We start from the raw sequence: 19,356 nt of genomic DNA on the forward strand, positions 1-19,356 counted from the left end.
CCCTCTAATCAGCCCTCTAATCAGCCCGACAATCAGCCCTTGACGTAATCCGCGCTTGATTCCCTGCCAAGATAAATCGAGGGCTTCTGTTAATTGAATGGAGGTATTCCCGACAATCAGCCCGACAATCAGCCCGACAATCAGCCCGACAATCAGCCCTCCAATCAGCCCGACAATCAGCCCTCCAATCAGCCTTCCAATCAGCCCTCCAATCAGCCCTCCAATCAGCCCGACAATCAGCCCGAAAATCAGCCCTCCAATCAGGCGATAGTGTCGGTATTGCCGCGCATTTTCTAGCCATGTCGGTTGCAAGGATTCAATCAAAAACTCCCGTTGATTAATGCCTTCTTTGCCCATACTCGCGGCTAACCAAGCCAGATAATGCCTGGCTTGTTTGGCCGAATAATCCTCTAGGGGCAGCTTTTTCGCCAAAAATGCATCAAAAAGCTGCTTTTGACAAGCCGCAACATCTTCCGGTGCATCCCCTGGCAACCGTTCCGGGTGAGGGTAAGCAATGGGCATCAGATTCAAGAACATGGGATTCTTGGCCAATTGCTTCCACTCTGGATGAGTCCCTAAGTCTTCCCAGAGATGGGAGGCTTTACGTTGGTCTAGATAATGCTGAATTTGCTCATCTGTTAATTGGCGCAATCTTACCGCTCGGTCAAGTTTGCGGAACCGCAGGCGATAGTTGGGTTCAGTTTCCGTCTCTGTAGTCGTGCTTTCATAGTCTTTAACCCGGCAACAAATAACTAAGAATTTTTTCTGCTGCTGATAATCGTCTTGTAACTGCTCAATGGCATGAATGGCTTTTTTCATCCTCTCTTGTCCTAGCTCATCCAAACCATCGAGCAAGGGAATAATCCGGTCTGTTGATAGCCACTGACGACAAAGTTCAGGCTTTAAGCCATACATCCCTGCCATCTGTTCCACCATCCAATCGAGGATTTTCTCCTCACGCCAGGTGGACAGCTCAAAAATTACCGGGATGGGTTTCTCTGGGTTCTGGGCAGCCTTTTTTGCCCAGGTTTGGGCGATTCTGAGCAGTTGGGTGGTTTTGCCGCTTCCCGGTTCTCCTAAAACCAGCAACCGTTGACTCCGAGACGGTTGAGATGGAGTAACGGGTTGATCTAAGTCTATGGGAGAATCATCCCAATCCAGAGGAATATAACAGTCTTGATAGAGATTGCCTTTGAGTCGCTCTCTAATCTTTTCCTGATTTCCTTGAGCGAACTTTTGCCATAACTCCTCGCTACTGTTCTCTTTTTCGTTTAATAATTCTGGCCCGACAACAACAACAGCCGCAAATATCAACGCAGCAATAATCAGCATGATAGGCGGCACATCTTTGAGCAGGTCTTCTAAGGCAGGAAGTTGATTGACCAAGTAGGGATACAAAACGAACGCCAGAGCGACAAAGGCCAAGCGCACATAGCGAGAGAGGCGACCCTTTGAGGACATTTCGATTAAAAATTAACAATGGGGGGGGTTAATGATTATTGTAGACGATTAATGGGTAATGCGATCGCCGTTTCTGCTATGATTTGGTCGATCAATCAACTGATTGGCTTTGCTATCCGAGGTTATCCCCTCTCTGCCACCCAAGACCATGTTATTGAGGGTAATCCAGTCTCTAAGCATGTTTATCCACCTAATCGATTAAGGTAACACCCACTGCCTGCAATTCATTTATTGACCATTAGCATAGGATTGGGTAGTATGATGATATAGTCATACCAATCTGTCGCAGACAGTTTGCAACTATGAGTAAGAAAGTCAGCATAACCTTGGATGACGAAGTTCTAGATTTTATAGATCGGTTAGCAAGCAATCGTAGCAGCTTCATAAATAATATTCTCAGGCAAGAAAAGAGGAGGATTTTTATGAAGGAGCTAGAAGATGCTTACAAAGATCAGGCTAATGACCCAGAGTTGCAACAGGAAATTTCTGTATGGGATGTTGCAGTAGGCGATGGTTTAAATGCCTAACGGACACTTAACCTACAAGCGAGGGGAGATATGGTGGGTCGCTCTCAACCCTGTTGTTGGTTATGAGACTGATAAAGAGCGCCCTTGTCTGATTTTGCAAAACGATATTGGCAACCAAAATGGGGCAACGACAATAGTTGCTCCATTATTGCCCGGAGCAAAAAGTTATCCATTTGTTGTGAATGTTACACCGACTGCCAAGAATGGATTAGATAAAGATCGACACATCAACTTAAGTCAAATGAGAGCTGTGGATGCCCAGAGAATTAAAAATAAACAGGGTGATTTAGAGGAGATTTACTGGGAAGAGATTGAGAAAGCGGTATGTATTGAGCTTGGTTTTAGTTTAGCATTTAGGTCTTCGTAGCTTGCCTAACAAGCGGCCGCACGCGGAACGGGTTGTATAAACTATCATTAAACTCAAGGGAGATGAACCTTGGGCCTATGAGTCATTTCGAGTAGGCGATGCAGATCTGTTGATGTTCATCAGCAGTGAGCATCCTTGAATAGATCCAGATTGTTGATGAGAAACCCGGTTTCTGAATGATTGCTTCTTGTGAGATAATGGAGAATTGGTCTAAGTGGGAGCAATACAGAATGCGACTGTCACACATGCTGTTTAATACGCTGCGAGATGACCCAGCAGAAGCAGAAATTCCTAGTCACAAATTATTAGTGCGAGCGGGATATATTCGTCGAATTGGTAGCGGACTCTATGCTTATCTTCCCCTAATGTGGCGGGTTTTGCAAAAAGTCTCCCAAATTGTGCGCGAGGAAATGAATGCTACGGGGGCCCAGGAATGCTTGCTTCCCCAACTGCAACCGTCGGATCTCTGGCAAGAGTCGGGACGCTGGGAAACCTATACGAAGGCAGAAGGGATTATGTTTGCCTTGGAAGACCGGCAAAAGCGGGAGTTGGGGTTGGGGCCGACTCATGAGGAGGTGATTACGGCGATCGCCCGTGATATGATTCGTTCCTATCGGCAATTACCGGTTCATCTGTATCAAATTCAAACTAAGTTCCGGGATGAAATTCGCCCCCGGTTTGGCTTGATGCGCGGTCGGGAATTTATCATGAAGGATGGCTACTCGTTTCATACTGACCGGGAAAGTTTGAAACAGACGTACCAGGATATGGATCGGGCCTATCGGAATATGCTACGGCGATGCGGTCTGAAGTTCCAGCCGGTACAAGCAGACTCTGGAGCCATTGGGGGCGGCGTTTCCCAAGAGTTTATGGTGTTGGCTGAGGCTGGAGAAGATGAGGTTCTCTACACGGAAGATAGCCAATATGCGGCCAATGTGGAGAAGGCGGTGTCTTTGCCTGCGGATGCTCAACCGTCCCCATTTACAGAGTATAAAAAGGTGGAAACACCGAATACAAATACCATTGCCACGCTTTGTGAAGCGCTCGGTTGTGATGCCACCAATACAGTAAAAAATGTTCTCTATCAGGCTGTGTATGATAGTGGCATGACCGTATTGGTGCTGGTGAGTATTCGCGGCGATCAGGATGTGAATGAGGTGAAGCTCTCTAATGAGTTAACCGCTCTAGCTCCAGAATACGGCGCGAAGGCAGTTTTGGCGCTCACGGTTCCCGATCCGGAAGCGCAGAGCAAATGGGCAACAAAACCTCTACCCTTGGGGTATATCGATCCGGGGTTAGGGGATGAGTATATTTCTAAACAAGAGAATTTAGCGCCGAAGTTCCTGCGGTTGGTGGATCAAACGGCGGTAGAGTTGAAAAATTTTGCGACGGGAGCCAATGAGACGGGATACCATGTGATGGGTGCAAATTGGGGCGAACAGTTTGTTTTACCCGATCGCATTATAGATGTTCGTACCGCAAAAGCAGGCGATCGCGCCGTTCACGATCCGACGCAACGATTACAAACCGCCAGAGGCATTGAAGTCGGTCATATTTTCCAGTTAGGAACCAAATATTCTCAAGCCATGAATGCCACCTTTACCAGCGAACAGGGGGAAGAATTACCCTGTTTTATGGGTTGTTATGGGGTGGGAGTCTCTCGCCTCGCTCAAGCAGCCGTGGAGCAGTCTTATGATAAGAATGGCATCATTTGGCCGGTGGCGATCGCCCCCTATACGGTGATTATCTGTGTTCCCAATATTACGGATACTAAACAGATGGAAGTCGCCGAAAAACTCTATCAAGACTTGCAGCAAGCCGGAATTGAAGTCTTACTCGATGACCGCAATGAGCGAGCCGGGGTAAAATTCAAAGATGCCGACCTGATTGGCATTCCCTATCGCTTGGTCACCGGTAGAGCCATCAAATCCGGTAAAGTGGAGTTCGTAGAACGGGCAACCCTCGCTTCTGAGGACGTGGCTCTAGACGATGTAGTTGCTGTTCTGCAAGAAAGGATTCAAACCGCTTTAAACTCCTAAAAATTGCATCAGTGGGACATTTACAAACTGGCACAGTACCATAGAGCAGGTTCATCATTAGCCCAATGAAGAATTTCCTGGACTGTGCCTACTTTTGAGCAAGGAAAGGATAAAACCCCTATTCCCTATTCCCCATTCCCCATTCCCTATCCTCTCATGGAACGCCGAGAACTAATTCAACTAACCGCCTTTATCCTTTTACCAGGGATATTATTCACCCTACTCGATGGTTTGATTTCCGGTATTTTTGCGGGTATGGTTGGGGGTGTGATGGGATTTTCTTATACTTACCCTGCCCTAGGACTTTGGGCCTTTTTGATTTATATGCCCTTTGGGGGAACAGTTACCCATGCGATCGCCAACAGTAACCCCCTACTCCACTTAGTTAAAGATTTCTTTTATGTCCCCGCCCTTCTCTCCATTCTCATTCACGATCGCGACTATCTAAAACCCTTCTGGCAAAAAATAAAACCCCTCTACCTTCCCCTATTTGCCCTAGTTTTGATTACATTCGCTCACTTTTTCTGGATTAACATCATTAGCGAAAGCTTCAATCCCACCCTAGGCAATCAAACCCTCATGGGAATTGTGGGGATTAAAACCCTATTAAGCTATATCCCTTTAATGATTTGCGCCTATTATTTGATTCATGGAAAAGAAGAATTATCCTTTTTTCTGCGGCTGCACACTGTTCTCATCTTAATGTGTTGCGCCCTAGGATTTATTCAATATTTACTCTTGACTAAAGGAATTTGTGCAGGCAGTAGACCCCTTTCTGGAGCATATTTATATCGAGCTAGTCTAGATGCTCATTGCTTTATCGGTGGAGCCGTTTTATATAACCCTAATGCCGGATTAGTTCGATTATCGGGTACGTTTGTTGCTCCTTGGCAATGGGGATGGTTCCTGATTTCTAGTGTATTTTTTCTCTTTGGTATTGATGTCAGTGATAGGGATAAAAAATGGCGGATTATTAGCGCTATAAGTACCGGACTGTTGATTATCATGGCTGTTTTTTCTGGGCAAAGAATTGCTCTAGCCTTAGTCCCCATTATTTTTATGGTTTTACAATTACTAACTACCTCTAAAAAACAACGACTACCCTTAAAATGGGGAGCCGCCATACTCGCTAGTGGCGTAATTATTCAAACTATTAATCGAGTGGAGCAAAGAGTAGATAGCTTAGTCGATCGCTGGAGAGTTTCACCTCCCCTAGACTTCATGTTAAACCAATGGCAAAGGGTGTTAAATCAACAAGAGGGACTTTGGGGAAAAGGCATTGGCGCGGCGACAAATGCAGCACGAAAGTTTGCACCGACTCAATTAATTGAAACCTTCCATGCTAAGGTGTTCTATGAAATTGGCCCTTTAGGATTGCTGGCTTTTTTTGCTGTGGTTTCGGTGCTTGTTTTTCTGACGTTTCAAGCCTATCGTTCTTTGAAAAATCAGCGCTGGCAGAAAATGGCTCTTTGTTTCTGGATTTTTGTGCTAATGGTCAGCTATTTTCCCTATTATTATCCCCTAGATGTCGATCCTGTGGCCGTCTATTATTGGTTTATTGCGGGAGTCTTACTGAAATTACCAGAGATAGAGGCTTCTTCAAAATCTCCATGATTTATAATTCTTGTCCCAACCTATACCCATTGTTTCGGTTGTCGCCGACCTAAAAATTGTTAATTGTTAATTGTTAATTGTTAAAATGCATCAACCCTTTCAGTTTTCGATACAAGCCCAATGTTCCCAAACTCAAGCCAGAGCAGCCACTTTTTTGACTCCCCACGGAATAGTGGAAACGCCTAAATTTATGCCGGTGGGAACGTTAGCGACGGTAAAAGCACTAACTCCTGCCCAACTGAAAGGGACGGGCGCTCAAATGGTTTTAGCCAATACTTATCATCTGCATCTGCAACCGGGAGAGGATTTGATTGCTCGTGCAGGAGGGTTGCATCAGTTTATGGGATGGGATGGGCCTATGTTAACTGATTCTGGTGGGTTTCAGGTTTTTAGTTTAGCTAGTTTACGGACAATTCAGGAAGAAGGGGTAAAATTTCGATCGCCCAGAGATGGACGAATTATTAATCTTACTCCAGAAAAGGCGATCGCCATCCAAAATCAGCTCGGTGCAGATGTAATCATGGCGTTTGATGAATGCCCCCCCTATCCAGCCTCCAAAGATGCCGTTCTTGCTGCCACAGAGCGCACCTATCGATGGCTAAAACGGTGCATAGCCGCCCATAATCGCCCCGATCAGGCATTATTTGGCATCGTTCAGGGGGGGGTCTATCCAGACCTGAGAACCGCCGCCGCCGAGCAATTAGTCGCCCTCGATTTGCCCGGTTATGCCATTGGTGGGGTGAGTGTGGGGGAACCGGGAGATCTGATTAACCAAATTGTGAAGGTAACTGCACCCCTTCTACCGGCAGAAAAACCCCGTTATCTGATGGGAGTGGGAACTTATAAAGAAATGGTACAGGCGATCGCCTCCGGTATCGATGTTTTTGATTGCGTCATCCCCACCCGGTTAGCTCGTCATGGAGCCGTTTTTGTGCGGGGAGAGCGCTGGAATATTAAAAACGCCCAATTTCGCGAAGACTTTGCCCCCCTCGATGCCGAGTGCCCCTGTTATACCTGTCAAAATTTTAGCCGCGCCTATTTGGGGCATTTATGGCGCTGTCGGGAATTGTTGGTGTATACGCTCCTATCGATCCACAATATTACGGAATTAGTGCGCTTTACCGAACGCATTCGGGAGGCTATTTTAGGCGATCGCTTCCTCACCGAATTTGGCCATTACCTTCCATTGTGGTAGTTGCCAGATTTAGGAACCACGCTTAGAGGATGTGCAAAGGGTGACTCAGTGGTATGCTCTTCGATGGAGCGTCGAACGCTTCCATTACACTCTCAAGTCGGGTGCTTTGCAGGTAGAAAAACTACAGTTTGATGATGTGGACTTGATTCTGATACCATTTACCCATTACCCATGACCCTTCTGCCGCGCGAAGCACTATAATTCTATACCGTGACTTACGAACCGCTCCACCATAAATATCGGCCCCAAACGTTTGCCCAGTTGGTGGGACAGGAGGCGATCGCCCAAACCCTCTCGAATGCGCTAAACCGGAATAAGATCGCCCCCGCATACCTGTTTACCGGGCCGAGGGGAACGGGAAAAACCTCTAGTGCGCGGATTTTAGCTAAGTCCCTCAATTGTATTCAGGCCCAGGGCCCCACAGCGACTCCCTGCGGTAAATGTGAGATTTGTGCCTCCATTACCAAGGGATCATCCTTGGATGTGATGGAACTTGATGCAGCGAGTCATACAGGGGTGGATAATATTCGGGAAATTATTGAGCGATCGCAGTTTGCCCCAGTTCAATGTCGGTATAAAGTCTATGTGATTGATGAATGTCACATGCTGAGTACGGCGGCATTTAATTCCTTGCTGAAAACCTTGGAGGAACCCCCTGATCGGGTTGTTTTTGTCCTCGCGACTACCGATCCGCAACGGGTATTACCTACGATTATTTCCCGGTGTCAACGGTTCGATTTTCGCCGTATTCCCCTAGAGGCGATGGTCAATCATTTAACCCATATTGCCACTCAAGAGGCGATCGCCATTACTGACGAAGCCATCACCCTAGTCGCTCAAATTTCCCAAGGAGGACTCCGGGATGCCGAAAGTTTACTCGATCAACTGAGTTTATTAGTCGGTTCCGATGACTTAACGGAAGTAGGTTCCGAACAGGTTTGGGACTTAGTGGGGTCAGTACCAGAGCGAGATTTATTACAGTTATTAGAAGCAATTAGTCAACAGAATCATGCTGATATTCTAGACTTAGCCAAAAGTATCTTAGATCGGGGTCGAGAACCCTTAACCCTGCTCCATAATTTAACCAGTTTTTACCGGAATTTGCTGATTGCTAAAACTGCACCAAAACGGCAAGATTTAGTCGCCCTCACTGCTTCCACTTGGCAACAACTGATCGACTTATCCCAACACTTTAGCGTCCCCCAAATTTTAGCCGCTCAAACCCATCTGCAAGAGAGCGAAACCCAACTCAAAAATACCACCCAACCGCGCCTCTGGTTAGAAGTCACTTTATTAGGCTTACTTTCAGCCAACCAACCCCCAGTACAAGCAACTTCTGCACCCGTTGTTAACGCTCCTGCTCCTACCCCTGCTCCCAGTATTTCTCCTACACCCAAACCCGCCATTTCTCCAGCGCCAAAACCAGTTGAACCCCCCAAATCTAATCCCCAACCTTCCCCCGTTCAGGATACGCAATCCCCTGAACCAATCACTCCAGTTAATTCAGATAACTTAGAACAGGTTTGGCAAACGGTAATTGATAACTTAGAATTGCCCGGAACAAAGGTCTTAATTTCCAAGCATTGTGTTTTATTGAAATTACAAGATCATACAGCTCAGATTGGTATTAACAAAAAGGGAGCGCAAAAGTTAGTTAAAGGAGTTCAGCCCCAACTGCAAGAAGCATTTAAGAAAACATTTAATCATCCCTTGAGTTTGAACTTTCAGTTACTCGATGGCACAGAAAAAAAAACGCCTCTCAATCCACCTCCTCCAGCCCAAAAACCAGAGATTGAGCAGACATCTGTGGGGATGCGATCGCCAGCTCCTGCACCCAATTTAGAACAAGAACGGGAAAAGCAGCAAGTTAAACAAGCCGCAGAACAATTCGCCAACTTTTTCCGGGGAGAACTGATTGATCTTCCTGAAAAAGTTTCCCTACCTCAACCCAACAACTCCGAGGATGACTCTTCCTATTTAGAATCAGTGGATGAAGAGGGTGAACTCGAATTTTAGTCAATCGATAGATAATGCCCTCTCTCTAAATCTCTCTCCCACGGGAGAGAGACTTCTGATGTTGTCCTCTCTCTCAATCTCTCTCCTACGGGAAAGAGACTTCTGATGTTGCCCTCTCTCTAAATCTCTCTCCTACGGGAGAGAGACTTCTGATGTTGCCCTCTCTCTAAATCTCTCTCCCACGGGAAAGAGACTTCTGATGTTGCCTTCTCCCCATCCCTCTAAACCCAATCTTCATCTTCCGAGGGGTTAGAGTTGGGACGCTCCCAGTCGGTTGTGTCTTGCCCTGGCTTCGCAGGGGGAGGTGGAGAAGGAGATGGGGGGGGGCTTCCGTAGGGGGGAATAATCACCCGATAGTCGGCATCATAAACCGTGTCCTTCGGTTTTTCGGTTGGGCGCTCTGGGGGTTGGGGACGACTGCGATAAGTGTTCCCGCTCTCTTGGTCTCCATTGCCCCAAGTTACAGGATTAGAGCGTTCTTCTTCCCATTCTTGGGGAGGTTTAGAGGCTTGTTCCCAATCGTCTTCTGAATCAACCGATGAATCAACAGAGTCTTGAGATTTAGAAAAGAAGTTCTTACGGCTGGAGCGCTGAGTGGGTGGTGTCGAAGTGCGGTTAGCCTTCTGGGTTGAGCGGGGTTCTGGCTCGTCTGTATAGTCTCTATAGTCCCTGACTGACTTCGAGCTTTGTAAGATGATGGTAATCAGCCGAGAACTAATCAATCCCAGGGTAAAGGCAATAAAGAGCCAAATACCGAGGGGGAGAGAGGGCAATTTTCCTCCCAAGAACACCACGGGCATTAAGGGGGTCAAATTTTGCGCTACAACGAGAAGACTGACCCCTAGAACTCCCAATAGCACTGTTTTTTGATTCATCTGCCTATTTTAACCTTTCCTTCGGTTACTGAGGGAAGTCGAAGTGCCTTGCCAACGGTTGAGAGGAACGCAATCAATGGCAAATTGATCTAAGGCTCTGGCAACGACAAAATCTACTAAGTCTTCAATGGTTTGAGGATTATGATACCAAGCGGGAATCGCGGGCACAATTTTGACACCAGATTCCGCTAGGGTGGTTAAGTTTCGCAAGTGGATGACGCTTAGGGGGGTTTCCCTAGGGACGATGACCAGTTTACGCCCTTCTTTGAGCTGTACATCGGCGGCCCTCTCTAGTAAATCTGAACTTAGGCCTACGGCTAGTTTAGCGGCAGTGGACATACTACAGGGCATCACTAGCATACCTTGAGTTCGGAAGGAGCCACTGGCGATCGCCGCCCCGACATTTTGCCAAGCATGACAAGTTAACTGTCCCTTCTCGGTTTCTCCCGCTTGTTCTCGCCAAAATTGGCTTTGTTTTTGCCCGTCTCCAGGCATGGTAATTTGTTGTTCCGCTTGCCACACTTGATAAGTGGCTTTGGAGGCAACTAACTCAATGGTATAGTCTGCCGCTAACAGGTATTTCAAGGCGCGAACGGCATAGATTAGGCCAGAGGCTCCAGAGACTCCCAGGATTAAGGGTTGGTTCATGATTAATCGAGATGGGGGAGGATGGGGGAGATGGGGAGGCTAAGATCCTATTACCTATTACCCATCACCCACCCATTACCCATTTCCTAGTTATAGTAATCGTCTTCGTCTTCGTCTTCGTCGTCGAAGGTATCGGGACTATAGCTTCCGCCACTGATGGCTACTAAGTCAATTTGTTGACGATAGTAGTCTACACTTTTAACTTGGACTTCGACGCGATCGCCTAATCGATAGTGATTGCGATTTTTTCGCCCAATCAGCATCTGTTGACGGCCGCGATATTCATACCAGTCATCTTTGAGGGAGCTGACATGCACCAGGCCTTCCACTAACACATCTTCGAGTTCGACAAAAAAGCCGTAGGACTGAACTCCGGTAATCACACCGTGGAAGATTTCCCCAGTATGGGATTTCATAAACTCGGCTTTTTGTAAGCCATCCAGGTCGTCTATGGCTTCTTGGGCGATGCGCTCAGTTTCGCTCAAATGGGCGACAATATTACTAAATTGCTCTTCTAGCTCCCCTTGGGTATCGGGGGGCAGCACATTCCAGTTAATTTTCCCATGACAGCTACTGCTAATCAGGTCTACCCCTTCTTTAGCACGAGCATTGCGGCGATCGCGACCTTGAGTCAAGACTTCATGCAAAACTCGATGAATCAACAGGTCAGAATAGCGATGTAAGGGAGCCGTAAAATGGGTATATCCTTCATCAAGGGCTAACCCAAAGTGAGGTTTGGGCGTAATACTATAAAACGCCGGTTTGAGTACCCCCAAGAGCAAATAGGTCAGCACTTTTTGCGCTGAAGTGCCATCAAACTGCCCCGTAAAGTTCTGATAATCTCTGGGGGTAACATCGTCCTCATCTTCGAGTTCTAAGGTAATCCCCAAATTGGCGGCTAGTTTAATCAGTTCATGGATTTCTTCCACATGGGGAGCTTGATGAACCCGGTATAGTGCGGGCACTTGTAACTCTCTGAGATGTTTAGCCACCAGTTGATTGGCTAAGATCATCAGTTCCGTTACCATTCCCCTTGCGGGTAAGGAGAAGGGAACCACCAAAGCGCCTAAAGACCCTTCATCATCGTAGTAATATTTCTGATCCGGTAAATTTAGCTCAAATGAGCCTCGCCCTAGACGATGCTGACGCAGGTTTTGGGTTACCGTATAGAGATTTTTGATCGTTTCTCCCAAGACTGCTGGTAGGTCTTCTAGGGGTTCTTCTGCCACCAACAAGGCTTGAGTTTGTTGGTAGTTGAGATGATGATCTACCGCGATTACCGTCGGCTCTATCGTATATTCTTCAACCACTCCTTTGTCGTTTAGACAGATCAAGACTGAGAAGCTACGCCGATCTTGCCCTTTAAGCAGGGCACAGTGCTGGGTCACTTCTGGGGGTAACATGGGTAGCACTTTTTGCCCCAAATAAACGGACACTCCCCGTTTAGCGGCGGCTTTATCAATGGCAGAGTTAGGGGGAATTAGGTCAGCAACATCGGCAATATGAATGCCTAAGCGCCAGCCTTCTTCTAAGCGTTCTAGGCTGATGGCATCATCAAAGGTGTCTGTGTGATGGGCATATTCCCCTGGTTTAATGGTGAAGGTTAGCAAAGAGCGTAGATCTTGGCGCTTCCCTTCCCCTACTCCTTTCGGTTGTAAGTGGGCTGCTTCTTCAAGAACCGCCGGGGAAAAGATTTTGGGAAGGTCATGTTTACAACGAACAATTTCCGTATCTGCCGCTTCTTCCGCATTGAGTCCCAACACTTGGGTCACTTCTCCAATGGGGGGATAGGGGCCGAGGGGATAGCGTTGAATGGAGACATGCACCAGGTGATCGATCGCCGATTCTAAGGTGGCGTTTTCCGGCAAGCTTAATTCAAACAATAGTCGGTCATCTAGGGGAACCGCTTTGTATTCTCCCTCTTGTAACTTGATTCGAGCGAGAACCGAGGTGATGCTCCGGTCAACGATCAGGTAAACTTCCCCTTCAGGCGATCGTCGTCTGGAGCCTTCTTTGAGGACACGCACTAAGACGCGATCTCCGTTCCAAGCCGTTGATAGATTACTTTCTCGGATATAAATATCCTCAGCTTCTTCATCATCTTGAATGGCGAAGCAAAATCCTTTGCTCGAACAGCGCAGTTTTCCTTCTACTAATCCCGGATCTGGGGCCCGGCGATACCGTCCTCGGTCTTTGATCAGTATCCCCATTTTCTCTAGAGCATCCAGAGCGATTTGCAGTTGACGTAAACTGACTTCACCCTGTAGGCCTAGTTTTTTTTCTAGGACTTTAGGCGCAATTAGTTTATCGTCAGTGAAATTGGAGAGCAAATTGGCGATCGTGAATTCCATGTAGCGATACGTCCTTGATTGTCTGTGTCTTTACAGCCAGTTGGCTATCTGGATAGGGCGAGGTGGTTCATGGAGGTTGAACCGGCCTAAATTAAATCTGGATTAGATCGGGTCAATAGTATGGGGATGATCTAAATCCAATTATTGCCTTTAGGGTGGGGCTGTTGCTTAACAAGGGTCTGATGAATACAGACCCTTACCCGTATTGAAACGCTTCAGCCTTAATCTAAGGGCGACCCAATCAGGAATCAGGTGGATATTTCTCTCTTCTTTGACTAGCCGCCGACCCAAACCCATGGAGATGATTCAGTTGCGGCCAGTGGTCTCAGCTAAGACTCAGGAGGAGGAAATTATCGTCAAGCCTTGTTTGGGGATACCCTGATACTGGGGTCAACCGAGAAGAGTAGACCGTTGAATATCCCCTTACTTGCGACCACCTGCTAACGTTTGGTGAATTGCTGGTCAATATGATCCGAGGATAAAATTGACTATTTTTAAGTTTATCATTAATCGGGATCAACGCGATCGCCGATCGCCCATTAATGACGCTCGCCGGTAACAATATAAGCCACTCGCTGGCCAATATTGGTGGCGTGATCGGCCATGCGCTCTAAATGACGAATGACTAAAACCAGCAATAAAATCGGTTCGATTTCCCCTTGAATATTGCGTTGACTGGCTAATTTTCGGTACAGGTGTTCATAGTCTGCATCCACCACATCATCTTTGATTTTGATCTCTAATCCGCCCTGAGCATCGAGATTGGATAAGGCCACTAAGCTCATGGCTAACATGGATTGACAGCGATCGTACATCAATTGAACTTCGCCAACCATGGGATGAGGAGGATAGGCAAAGAGCTTAATGGCTATCTCTCCTAAGTCTTTGGCATAGTCCCCAATGCGCTCTAGATCTCGCACCAACTGCATCATTGAACTGAGCAACCTTAAATCTTGAGTCACGGGGGACTGAAGAGCTATGGTCGTCACACAGTCAAGTTCAATTTGGCGATAGAGTTGATCGATACGCTTGTCTTGGGGTTTAATCTGATTGGCTGCTTCTAAATCTTGTTCAAAGAGGGCTTGACGAGCTAGACAACAAGAATTTTCCACTAAAGCACCCATACGCAGAACATCCCGTTGCAAGCTCCGCAACTGACGTTGAAAATAAGTTCTCGTTATACTTGAGGTCGATGTTGGGATATCCACTGGTATCCTCTCCCAACTAAATGCTGATTGATTGCGCTTGAATTCCATCAGTATAGCGACTGGATCTGAGAACGGCCGGATTTAATTGAAGCTTAACCCAATACCCGATCGCCGGTTAAGGAAAATGTTACGGTATGTAACAAAACTATTCCCCTAGAGGGCAATTTAAGCAACAGTGTTGTACAAACCTAATTTTTAATAGGAGTGTTTGATTATGGCTTTATCCGATACTCAAGTATTTGTGGCTCTAGTTCTGGCTTTAATCCCAGGGATCTTGGCTTTCCGCCTCTCGACCGAACTGTATAAGTAAGGTAGAACTGAGCTTCAACCGAGGGTCTTTGAGTCGGGTGGGAGGAATAGTGAAAAAACTTTTGAGAATAGGCGGTTGGAGTTAGCTCTAAGGTGTATTATCAGGGCAGAAATTGCTTTCCACTGTAACCACCTAAAACGCCCATGCTTGCTAGTGAGCCAACCCCCCAAAGACCCTCTCGCTCAGTAACTTCTCTCGATCATCGCCGGATTCGTAACCAACGTCAGCGAATCCGCCGTCGCTCTTCTCCCTTAGCTGCGGCGATCGCCTGGGAAACGATGATTAAGTTAAGTGCTAATCTGGTTTTGGTGATGGTGGGAGCGGGGGCTGTGATGCGCCTGATTCCCTATTATCAGTCAGTAGAAGAAAAGTTAGAAATAGTTGAGATCCAGGTTGAGCAAACTCAAGATCGGGTCAATCAACTGCAACAAGATTTTGACCGCTCTTTCGATCCAGAGCAAGCGAAACAGGTGATGGCTGAACAAAGTCACCGGATCGATCCCCAAAGGCGTTCTGTGGTGTGGAAAAAGGAAAGAGTAGATCGTTAAGGGATTTTAGACTTAGGCCCAGCTTATCGTTGAAGGGGTTTGAGTAGTTGGTCTTGCCAATGGAGAACCCGTTGATGTTGACGTTGTTCAACAGCCGAGAGGTGGGGAGTATTTTGGAAGTGGTCGATCGCTCTTTGGTAGTCGGCGATCGCCCAATTCCAATCTCCCATCAGATGGTAGGTGCGTCCCCGTTCGGCATAAATATAGCCTTCTAAACGCCCCATCCGTAGGGCAAAATCGAGGTTATCGAGGGCGAGTTCATAGATCTGGAGTTGCCGGAAAGTGATGCCTCGGTTAATCCAGGCTTGAAGATTGAGGGGATTTAAATCTAAAGTTTGATCGTAATCGAGTAGAGCAGCATAGAGATCCCCTAGACGGGCGTAGGCATTGGCGCGATTGTTGTAAGCTTTATCCAATTGGGGATTGAGTTCGATGGCTTGGCTATAGTCGGCGATCGCCAGCTCCACTTCTCCCTCCTGAAAATAGCCATAGCCGCGATTATGATAATAATTGGCACAGGTGGGATCGGCCTCAATCAGACGAGTGAGCAGCTCAATGGCTCTTCTATAGTCCCCTTGCTCTAAGCAAGCTTTAGCTTGGCGGCTCAATTGGCGATCGATGGGGATAATGTTCTCAATCGGTGTATGCTGTGCTGGGCATAAACCCATGCCAGAATCATAACTAGAAGGTGAAAGATGCATAGCCATGGACTGTACCTCAATGACTGACTGGACTTGATGTTTGATACCTTCACTGTAAGGGGAAAATCCCCAGGGAAAAAGTCGGAATGTACCAGTTACTCAGGTGGCTGATGGTTTGGCTTTGCCGACAGGGGTTCTATCCTGGTATATTGCTAAATAATGGATATAGCCAATAGCTTTGACGCTGTGCAAAAGCTATCTGTTCCTCCCTTATTGGGAAGAGTGTTTGAAAGGTAGTGCTTTTGCTGAGGATGGTTTCTCCCATCACATGAAGGACTATGACTCAGAACATACCTTCCTTCTCAGTCAAGAAGCTGAATGCAGCAAAGAGGAGACCGTAAAAATCTTGCGGGAGTCTGGTGCAGATATGCTGCTCAATTATCTACCAGTAGACTCCGAGATAGCTAGTCGCTTCTATGCCGAATGTGCCCTAGAAGCAGAAATAGGATTCATTAATAATATCCCTGTATTTATTGCCAGCAACCCAGAGTTTGCCCAACGATTTGAAGAAAAGAATTTGCCGATTATCGGCGACGATATTAAAGCTCAACTGGGGGCAACGATTACCCATCGAGCGCTAACGGAATTATTTAAAAAGCGGGGGGTAAAGTTGGATCGGACTTACCAGCTTAATACTGGGGGCAATACGGATTTTCTCAATATGTTAAACCGCACTCGGTTGGCTTCTAAGAAGGAATCTAAGACAGAGGCGGTACAAGCGGTGACAGCAGAAAGGTTGGAAGAGGAAAATATCCATGTGGGGCCGAGCGATTACGTTCCTTGGCAAAAAGATAATAAAGTTGCTTTTATCCGCATGGAAGGAAAACTCTTTGGCGGTGTTCCTATGAATTTAGAATTGCGATTGTCGGTGGAGGATTCTCCTAATTCTGCTGGAGTAGCGATCGATGCCATTCGTTGTTGCAAGTTGGCTTTGGATCAGGGCAAAGGCGGGATTCTACATTGGCCTTCGGCTTTCTTTATGAAGCATCCGCCCCAACAATATAGCGATGAGGAAGCTTACCAGATGACGGAAGTTTTTATTGGGGAGTAATGAAACGAGCATTTTTGTAGCAATTTGGTAGGGTGCGTTAGCGACAGCGTAACGCACCAAAACCTAAAAAAAGCACTCCTCCTTTGCTAGAGGTTGTCAAGTACGCGCCAAGTAAAATAACCGTAAATCCTAACAATTTCAGCCAAGTTAAAGTTTCTGAGAAGATTACCCAAGCAAGGATAGCAGTAATCGCCGGATGAAGCAGTAAGATTGTCGCTACCAATGCCGAGGATAACCATTTGAGGCTATAGGTTATCAAAATTTGCTGGAAAATTCCTACGATACCTATAGCAATTACAATCAACCATACTCCCCAAGAATGGGGAAACAGGTCATCACCTGCTACCAAGACAATTGGTAATGAAAAAAACGTCCCTAGCAAGTAGTTACAGGTTGCGATCGCAGTCGGACTTAACTGAGTTTGCAGTTTTTCCATAATCAGCAGACACTCGGCCAAAAGCACAGTAGAAACTAAAGCCAGTCCATCACCTTGTAATTTGTCAATGGTTATGGAAAAGTCATTAGCTACTATAGAAATCGAACCGACAATAGATATCCCTATTCCTGTTAGAAATAGGCGATCGAACTTCTGACCCAAGAATACCCATGCAACCAAGGTAGTAAATATTGGGTTGAGACTGTGTAGCACTTCAGAGTTAGCAATGCTAGTTTGAGTCAGAGACCAAACGTTTAGTACAGCGATTCTGTTTTATGACTACTTTTTTCGACTATAGCCCTCTTCTTTCACTTTCGGGAAAAAGCGCTCATGTACCAGTTACTCAGGTGTAGCTGATGGTAAGATACAACATATTGAATGGTGCGGTGCGCCGAATCGAGGTATCCGTTACTCTCGATTTTGGCGATCGCGGCAGCGATGGGTCGTATTATCGCCTAAATCCTCGCTTCCTCTCAGTTCAGTTGATATCCCTCCCATTGATTTATATCCCTCACCCTTATGACTGTTGAACAAACCTATCCCAACGCTCCCGATGTATCTCCAGAAGACTATTTAGTGGTTGGCTTGGCCACTTGCTTTATTAAGGAAGATGGAGAGGTCTATTCGGTGAAAGTAATAGAACCCATCCCTTCAGCCGCTCTAGAAGCTTTGCTTAAGGGAATTCCCACGTCCTATGAAATGGCTTTGGGAACCACGTTAGGCGCGACCCTAGTTCAGGAGACCCCCCAAAAACCCAGGGAGTTCCCTGAGAATGCCCAATTCTGTGACGAGTTTGTGGAACGGGCGATCGCCGCAGTCCGCAGTTATAAGGTTCCCAGCCATGAACCAGTTAAAGCTGAAATTGCGATCGGCACTTGTCGCCAAGATTTCAACTTTTCTACCGAGCGCAAGCGTGTCTTGAATACGACCAATGTGGTTCGCACTGAAGACAATGTTAAGCAACACGAATATACCCATAAGGTGCTGTAATGATTAAACTCTATGGTGGCCCCCGCACTCGCGGAACTTTGGTTCAGTGGTATTTGGAGGAACTTGAGGTTCCCTACGAATTGATTGCTGTGGACATCCAAGGACAAGCCCATAAGCAGCCGGAATATTTAGCGATTCATCCCATGGGGAAGGTTCCCGCTTTGGTCGATGGAGAGTTTACTATCTGGGAATCTGGGGCAATTTTGATGTATCTGGCTCTTCAGTATGGTAATGCGGAGCGATCGGTACAAGAGATTGCCGAGATGAATCAGTGGGTGATTTTTGCTAATGCTAGTTTAGGCCCTGGGGTGTTTATTGAAGCGTCCCGCGATCGCGCCTTAGCCGATTTTATGCCTCCCCTGAACCAACGGCTCCAAGATCAGCCCTTTTTACTCGGCGATCGGTTTACCGTTGCGGATGTAGCTGTCGGCTCCTTTCTCTTCTACATGCCGGTGATGCTCCAACTCGATTTAAGCGAGTATCCCGCCATTACCGACTATATTCAGCGCTTATCCCAACGTCCTGCCTTCCAAAATACCCTTGGCAAACGCTAGATTCATAAAAATGAGACAGGCTTTAGGCCTGTCTCCAGTTAAACAAATGTTTCTGATGCTACTTTTATCTTAATCTCTATTTAAACCCAACTGCTGCTTGCCAAACAAAGGCCAGCAGTAAGAAAAAGATAGGAATTACAGGCAAAACATCGATTAGTGGGCCAAACGCTGAATAGGCTTCAGGTAATTTTGCCAACAGCAGTGCTGCTTCCATAAGTGTGTTTTCCTCTCCAACAGTACGGGGCATGATTTTCAGAATTGAAAAAAATATTAACATATAGTGCCCCACCAGGGAATAGGGCACAACTGAAATGCTGGCTTGATCTGGAGTGGGAGCGTCTCGCTCCCTAAATTTTTATATCAAGTCCGGATAAAGGGTGAAGAAGCGGGCAAGATGCCCGCACTCCTCTAATCCCTTGATATAGCGCTTTCCGCTTCGCGGACATGAACGCGCTAGGGAATAGG

General features: G+C 46.8%; 19 protein-coding genes and 1 pseudogene. 12 read left to right on the forward strand and 8 right to left on the reverse strand.

Annotated elements, in window-relative coordinates; genetic code table 11:
- A partial coding sequence (locus tag PMG25_RS13070; RefSeq protein ID WP_283767343.1) for an NACHT domain-containing protein occupies nucleotides 1–1,461 on the reverse strand: 1,461 nt, incomplete at its 3' end.
- Between the two features lie 18 nt (nucleotides 1,462–1,479).
- Between PMG25_RS13070 and PMG25_RS13075 the strand changes: the two genes are divergently transcribed.
- From PMG25_RS13075 to PMG25_RS13105, 7 genes are all read left to right on the forward strand, one after another.
- The gene (locus tag PMG25_RS13075; protein ID WP_283767344.1) at nucleotides 1,480–1,668 is read left to right on the forward strand and encodes a hypothetical protein; all 189 of its coding nucleotides are present in this window, start codon (nucleotides 1,480–1,482) and stop codon (nucleotides 1,666–1,668) included.
- 95 nt (nucleotides 1,669–1,763) lie between these two features.
- Complete coding sequence (gene mazE / locus PMG25_RS13080; protein ID WP_283767345.1) at nucleotides 1,764–1,988, forward strand: type II toxin-antitoxin system MazE family antitoxin; 225 nt, start codon at nucleotides 1,764–1,766, stop codon at nucleotides 1,986–1,988.
- Nucleotides 1,981–2,355, forward strand: a complete 375-nt coding sequence (locus PMG25_RS13085; protein WP_283755543.1) for a type II toxin-antitoxin system PemK/MazF family toxin — start codon at nucleotides 1,981–1,983, stop codon at nucleotides 2,353–2,355. Before mazE ends, PMG25_RS13085 begins: the two co-directional genes overlap by 8 nt.
- 230 nt (nucleotides 2,356–2,585) lie before the next feature.
- A complete protein-coding gene (gene proS, locus PMG25_RS13090; protein WP_283767346.1) occupies nucleotides 2,586–4,394 on the forward strand; it encodes a proline--tRNA ligase in 1,809 nt (602 codons plus the stop codon).
- Nucleotides 4,395–4,478: 84 nt separating this feature from the next.
- On the forward strand, nucleotides 4,479–6,008 hold the full coding sequence (locus PMG25_RS13095) for a hypothetical protein (protein WP_283767347.1): 1,530 nt from the start codon (nucleotides 4,479–4,481) through the stop codon (nucleotides 6,006–6,008).
- An 85-nt stretch (nucleotides 6,009–6,093) separates the two neighbouring features.
- On the forward strand, nucleotides 6,094–7,203 hold the full coding sequence (gene tgt, locus PMG25_RS13100; RefSeq protein WP_283767348.1) for a tRNA guanosine(34) transglycosylase Tgt: 1,110 nt from the start codon (nucleotides 6,094–6,096) through the stop codon (nucleotides 7,201–7,203).
- Between the two features lie 210 nt (nucleotides 7,204–7,413).
- Entirely contained in the window at nucleotides 7,414–9,219 is a 1,806-nt protein-coding gene (locus tag PMG25_RS13105; protein WP_283767349.1) for a DNA polymerase III subunit gamma/tau, read from the forward strand.
- A 221-nt stretch (nucleotides 9,220–9,440) separates the two neighbouring features.
- Here PMG25_RS13105 and PMG25_RS13110 read toward each other — a convergent pair whose 3' ends face one another.
- The 4 genes from PMG25_RS13110 to phoU all read right to left on the reverse strand — a co-directional run bounded on the left by PMG25_RS13110 (nucleotide 9,441) and on the right by phoU (nucleotide 14,301).
- Nucleotides 9,441–10,094: a LapA family protein gene (locus PMG25_RS13110; protein WP_283767350.1), complete on the reverse strand. Its 654-nt coding sequence runs from the start codon at nucleotides 10,092–10,094 to the stop codon at nucleotides 9,441–9,443.
- A gap of 9 nt (nucleotides 10,095–10,103) precedes the next feature.
- Complete coding sequence (locus PMG25_RS13115) at nucleotides 10,104–10,742, reverse strand: flavin prenyltransferase UbiX (RefSeq protein WP_283767351.1); 639 nt, start codon at nucleotides 10,740–10,742, stop codon at nucleotides 10,104–10,106.
- A gap of 86 nt (nucleotides 10,743–10,828) precedes the next feature.
- Nucleotides 10,829–13,093 (reverse strand): ribonuclease R family protein, encoded by a 2,265-nt coding sequence (locus PMG25_RS13120; protein WP_283767352.1) that lies wholly within the window; start codon nucleotides 13,091–13,093, stop codon nucleotides 10,829–10,831.
- Between the two features lie 539 nt (nucleotides 13,094–13,632).
- On the reverse strand, nucleotides 13,633–14,301 hold the full coding sequence (phoU, locus tag PMG25_RS13125; protein ID WP_283767353.1) for a phosphate signaling complex protein PhoU: 669 nt from the start codon (nucleotides 14,299–14,301) through the stop codon (nucleotides 13,633–13,635).
- Nucleotides 14,302–14,515: 214 nt separating this feature from the next.
- Between phoU and psaM the strand changes: the two genes are divergently transcribed.
- Both psaM and PMG25_RS13135 read left to right on the forward strand, forming a co-directional pair.
- Nucleotides 14,516–14,611 (forward strand): photosystem I reaction center subunit XII, encoded by a 96-nt coding sequence (gene psaM, locus PMG25_RS13130; RefSeq protein WP_271940292.1) that lies wholly within the window; start codon nucleotides 14,516–14,518, stop codon nucleotides 14,609–14,611.
- A gap of 143 nt (nucleotides 14,612–14,754) precedes the next feature.
- Nucleotides 14,755–15,159, forward strand: a complete 405-nt coding sequence (locus tag PMG25_RS13135; RefSeq protein ID WP_283767354.1) for a slr1601 family putative cell division protein — start codon at nucleotides 14,755–14,757, stop codon at nucleotides 15,157–15,159.
- Between the two features lie 23 nt (nucleotides 15,160–15,182).
- Here PMG25_RS13135 and PMG25_RS13140 read toward each other — a convergent pair whose 3' ends face one another.
- Nucleotides 15,183–15,866, reverse strand: coding sequence for a tetratricopeptide repeat protein (locus PMG25_RS13140; RefSeq protein WP_283767355.1), 684 nt, complete (start codon nucleotides 15,864–15,866; stop codon nucleotides 15,183–15,185).
- 244 nt (nucleotides 15,867–16,110) lie between these two features.
- Between PMG25_RS13140 and PMG25_RS13145 the strand changes: the two are divergent.
- Nucleotides 16,111–16,911 (forward strand): annotated as a pseudogene (locus PMG25_RS13145) (inositol-3-phosphate synthase); the annotation flags it as partial.
- Between the two features lie 37 nt (nucleotides 16,912–16,948).
- Here the strand turns inward: PMG25_RS13145 and PMG25_RS13150 are convergent.
- The gene (locus PMG25_RS13150) at nucleotides 16,949–17,614 is read right to left on the reverse strand and encodes a DMT family transporter (RefSeq protein ID WP_283767360.1); all 666 of its coding nucleotides are present in this window, start codon (nucleotides 17,612–17,614) and stop codon (nucleotides 16,949–16,951) included.
- Between the two features lie 252 nt (nucleotides 17,615–17,866).
- On the opposite strand from PMG25_RS13150, the gene PMG25_RS13155 reads away from it, so the two are divergent.
- Both PMG25_RS13155 and PMG25_RS13160 read left to right on the forward strand, forming a co-directional pair.
- Nucleotides 17,867–18,337 (forward strand): hypothetical protein, encoded by a 471-nt coding sequence (locus PMG25_RS13155; RefSeq protein WP_283767357.1) that lies wholly within the window; start codon nucleotides 17,867–17,869, stop codon nucleotides 18,335–18,337.
- Nucleotides 18,337–18,891, forward strand: coding sequence for a glutathione S-transferase family protein (locus PMG25_RS13160; protein WP_283767358.1), 555 nt, complete (start codon nucleotides 18,337–18,339; stop codon nucleotides 18,889–18,891). The genes PMG25_RS13155 and PMG25_RS13160 overlap by 1 nt, the downstream gene beginning before the upstream one ends.
- Before the next feature lie 76 nt (nucleotides 18,892–18,967).
- Here PMG25_RS13160 and PMG25_RS13165 read toward each other — a convergent pair whose 3' ends face one another.
- The gene (locus PMG25_RS13165; RefSeq protein ID WP_283753150.1) at nucleotides 18,968–19,105 is read right to left on the reverse strand and encodes a photosystem II reaction center protein K; all 138 of its coding nucleotides are present in this window, start codon (nucleotides 19,103–19,105) and stop codon (nucleotides 18,968–18,970) included.
- Nucleotides 19,106–19,356 lie beyond the last annotated feature (251 nt).

Source organism: Roseofilum capinflatum BLCC-M114 (genome assembly GCF_030068505.1).
In the GTDB taxonomy this organism is placed as follows: Bacteria; Cyanobacteriota; Cyanobacteriia; order Cyanobacteriales; family Desertifilaceae; genus Roseofilum; species Roseofilum capinflatum.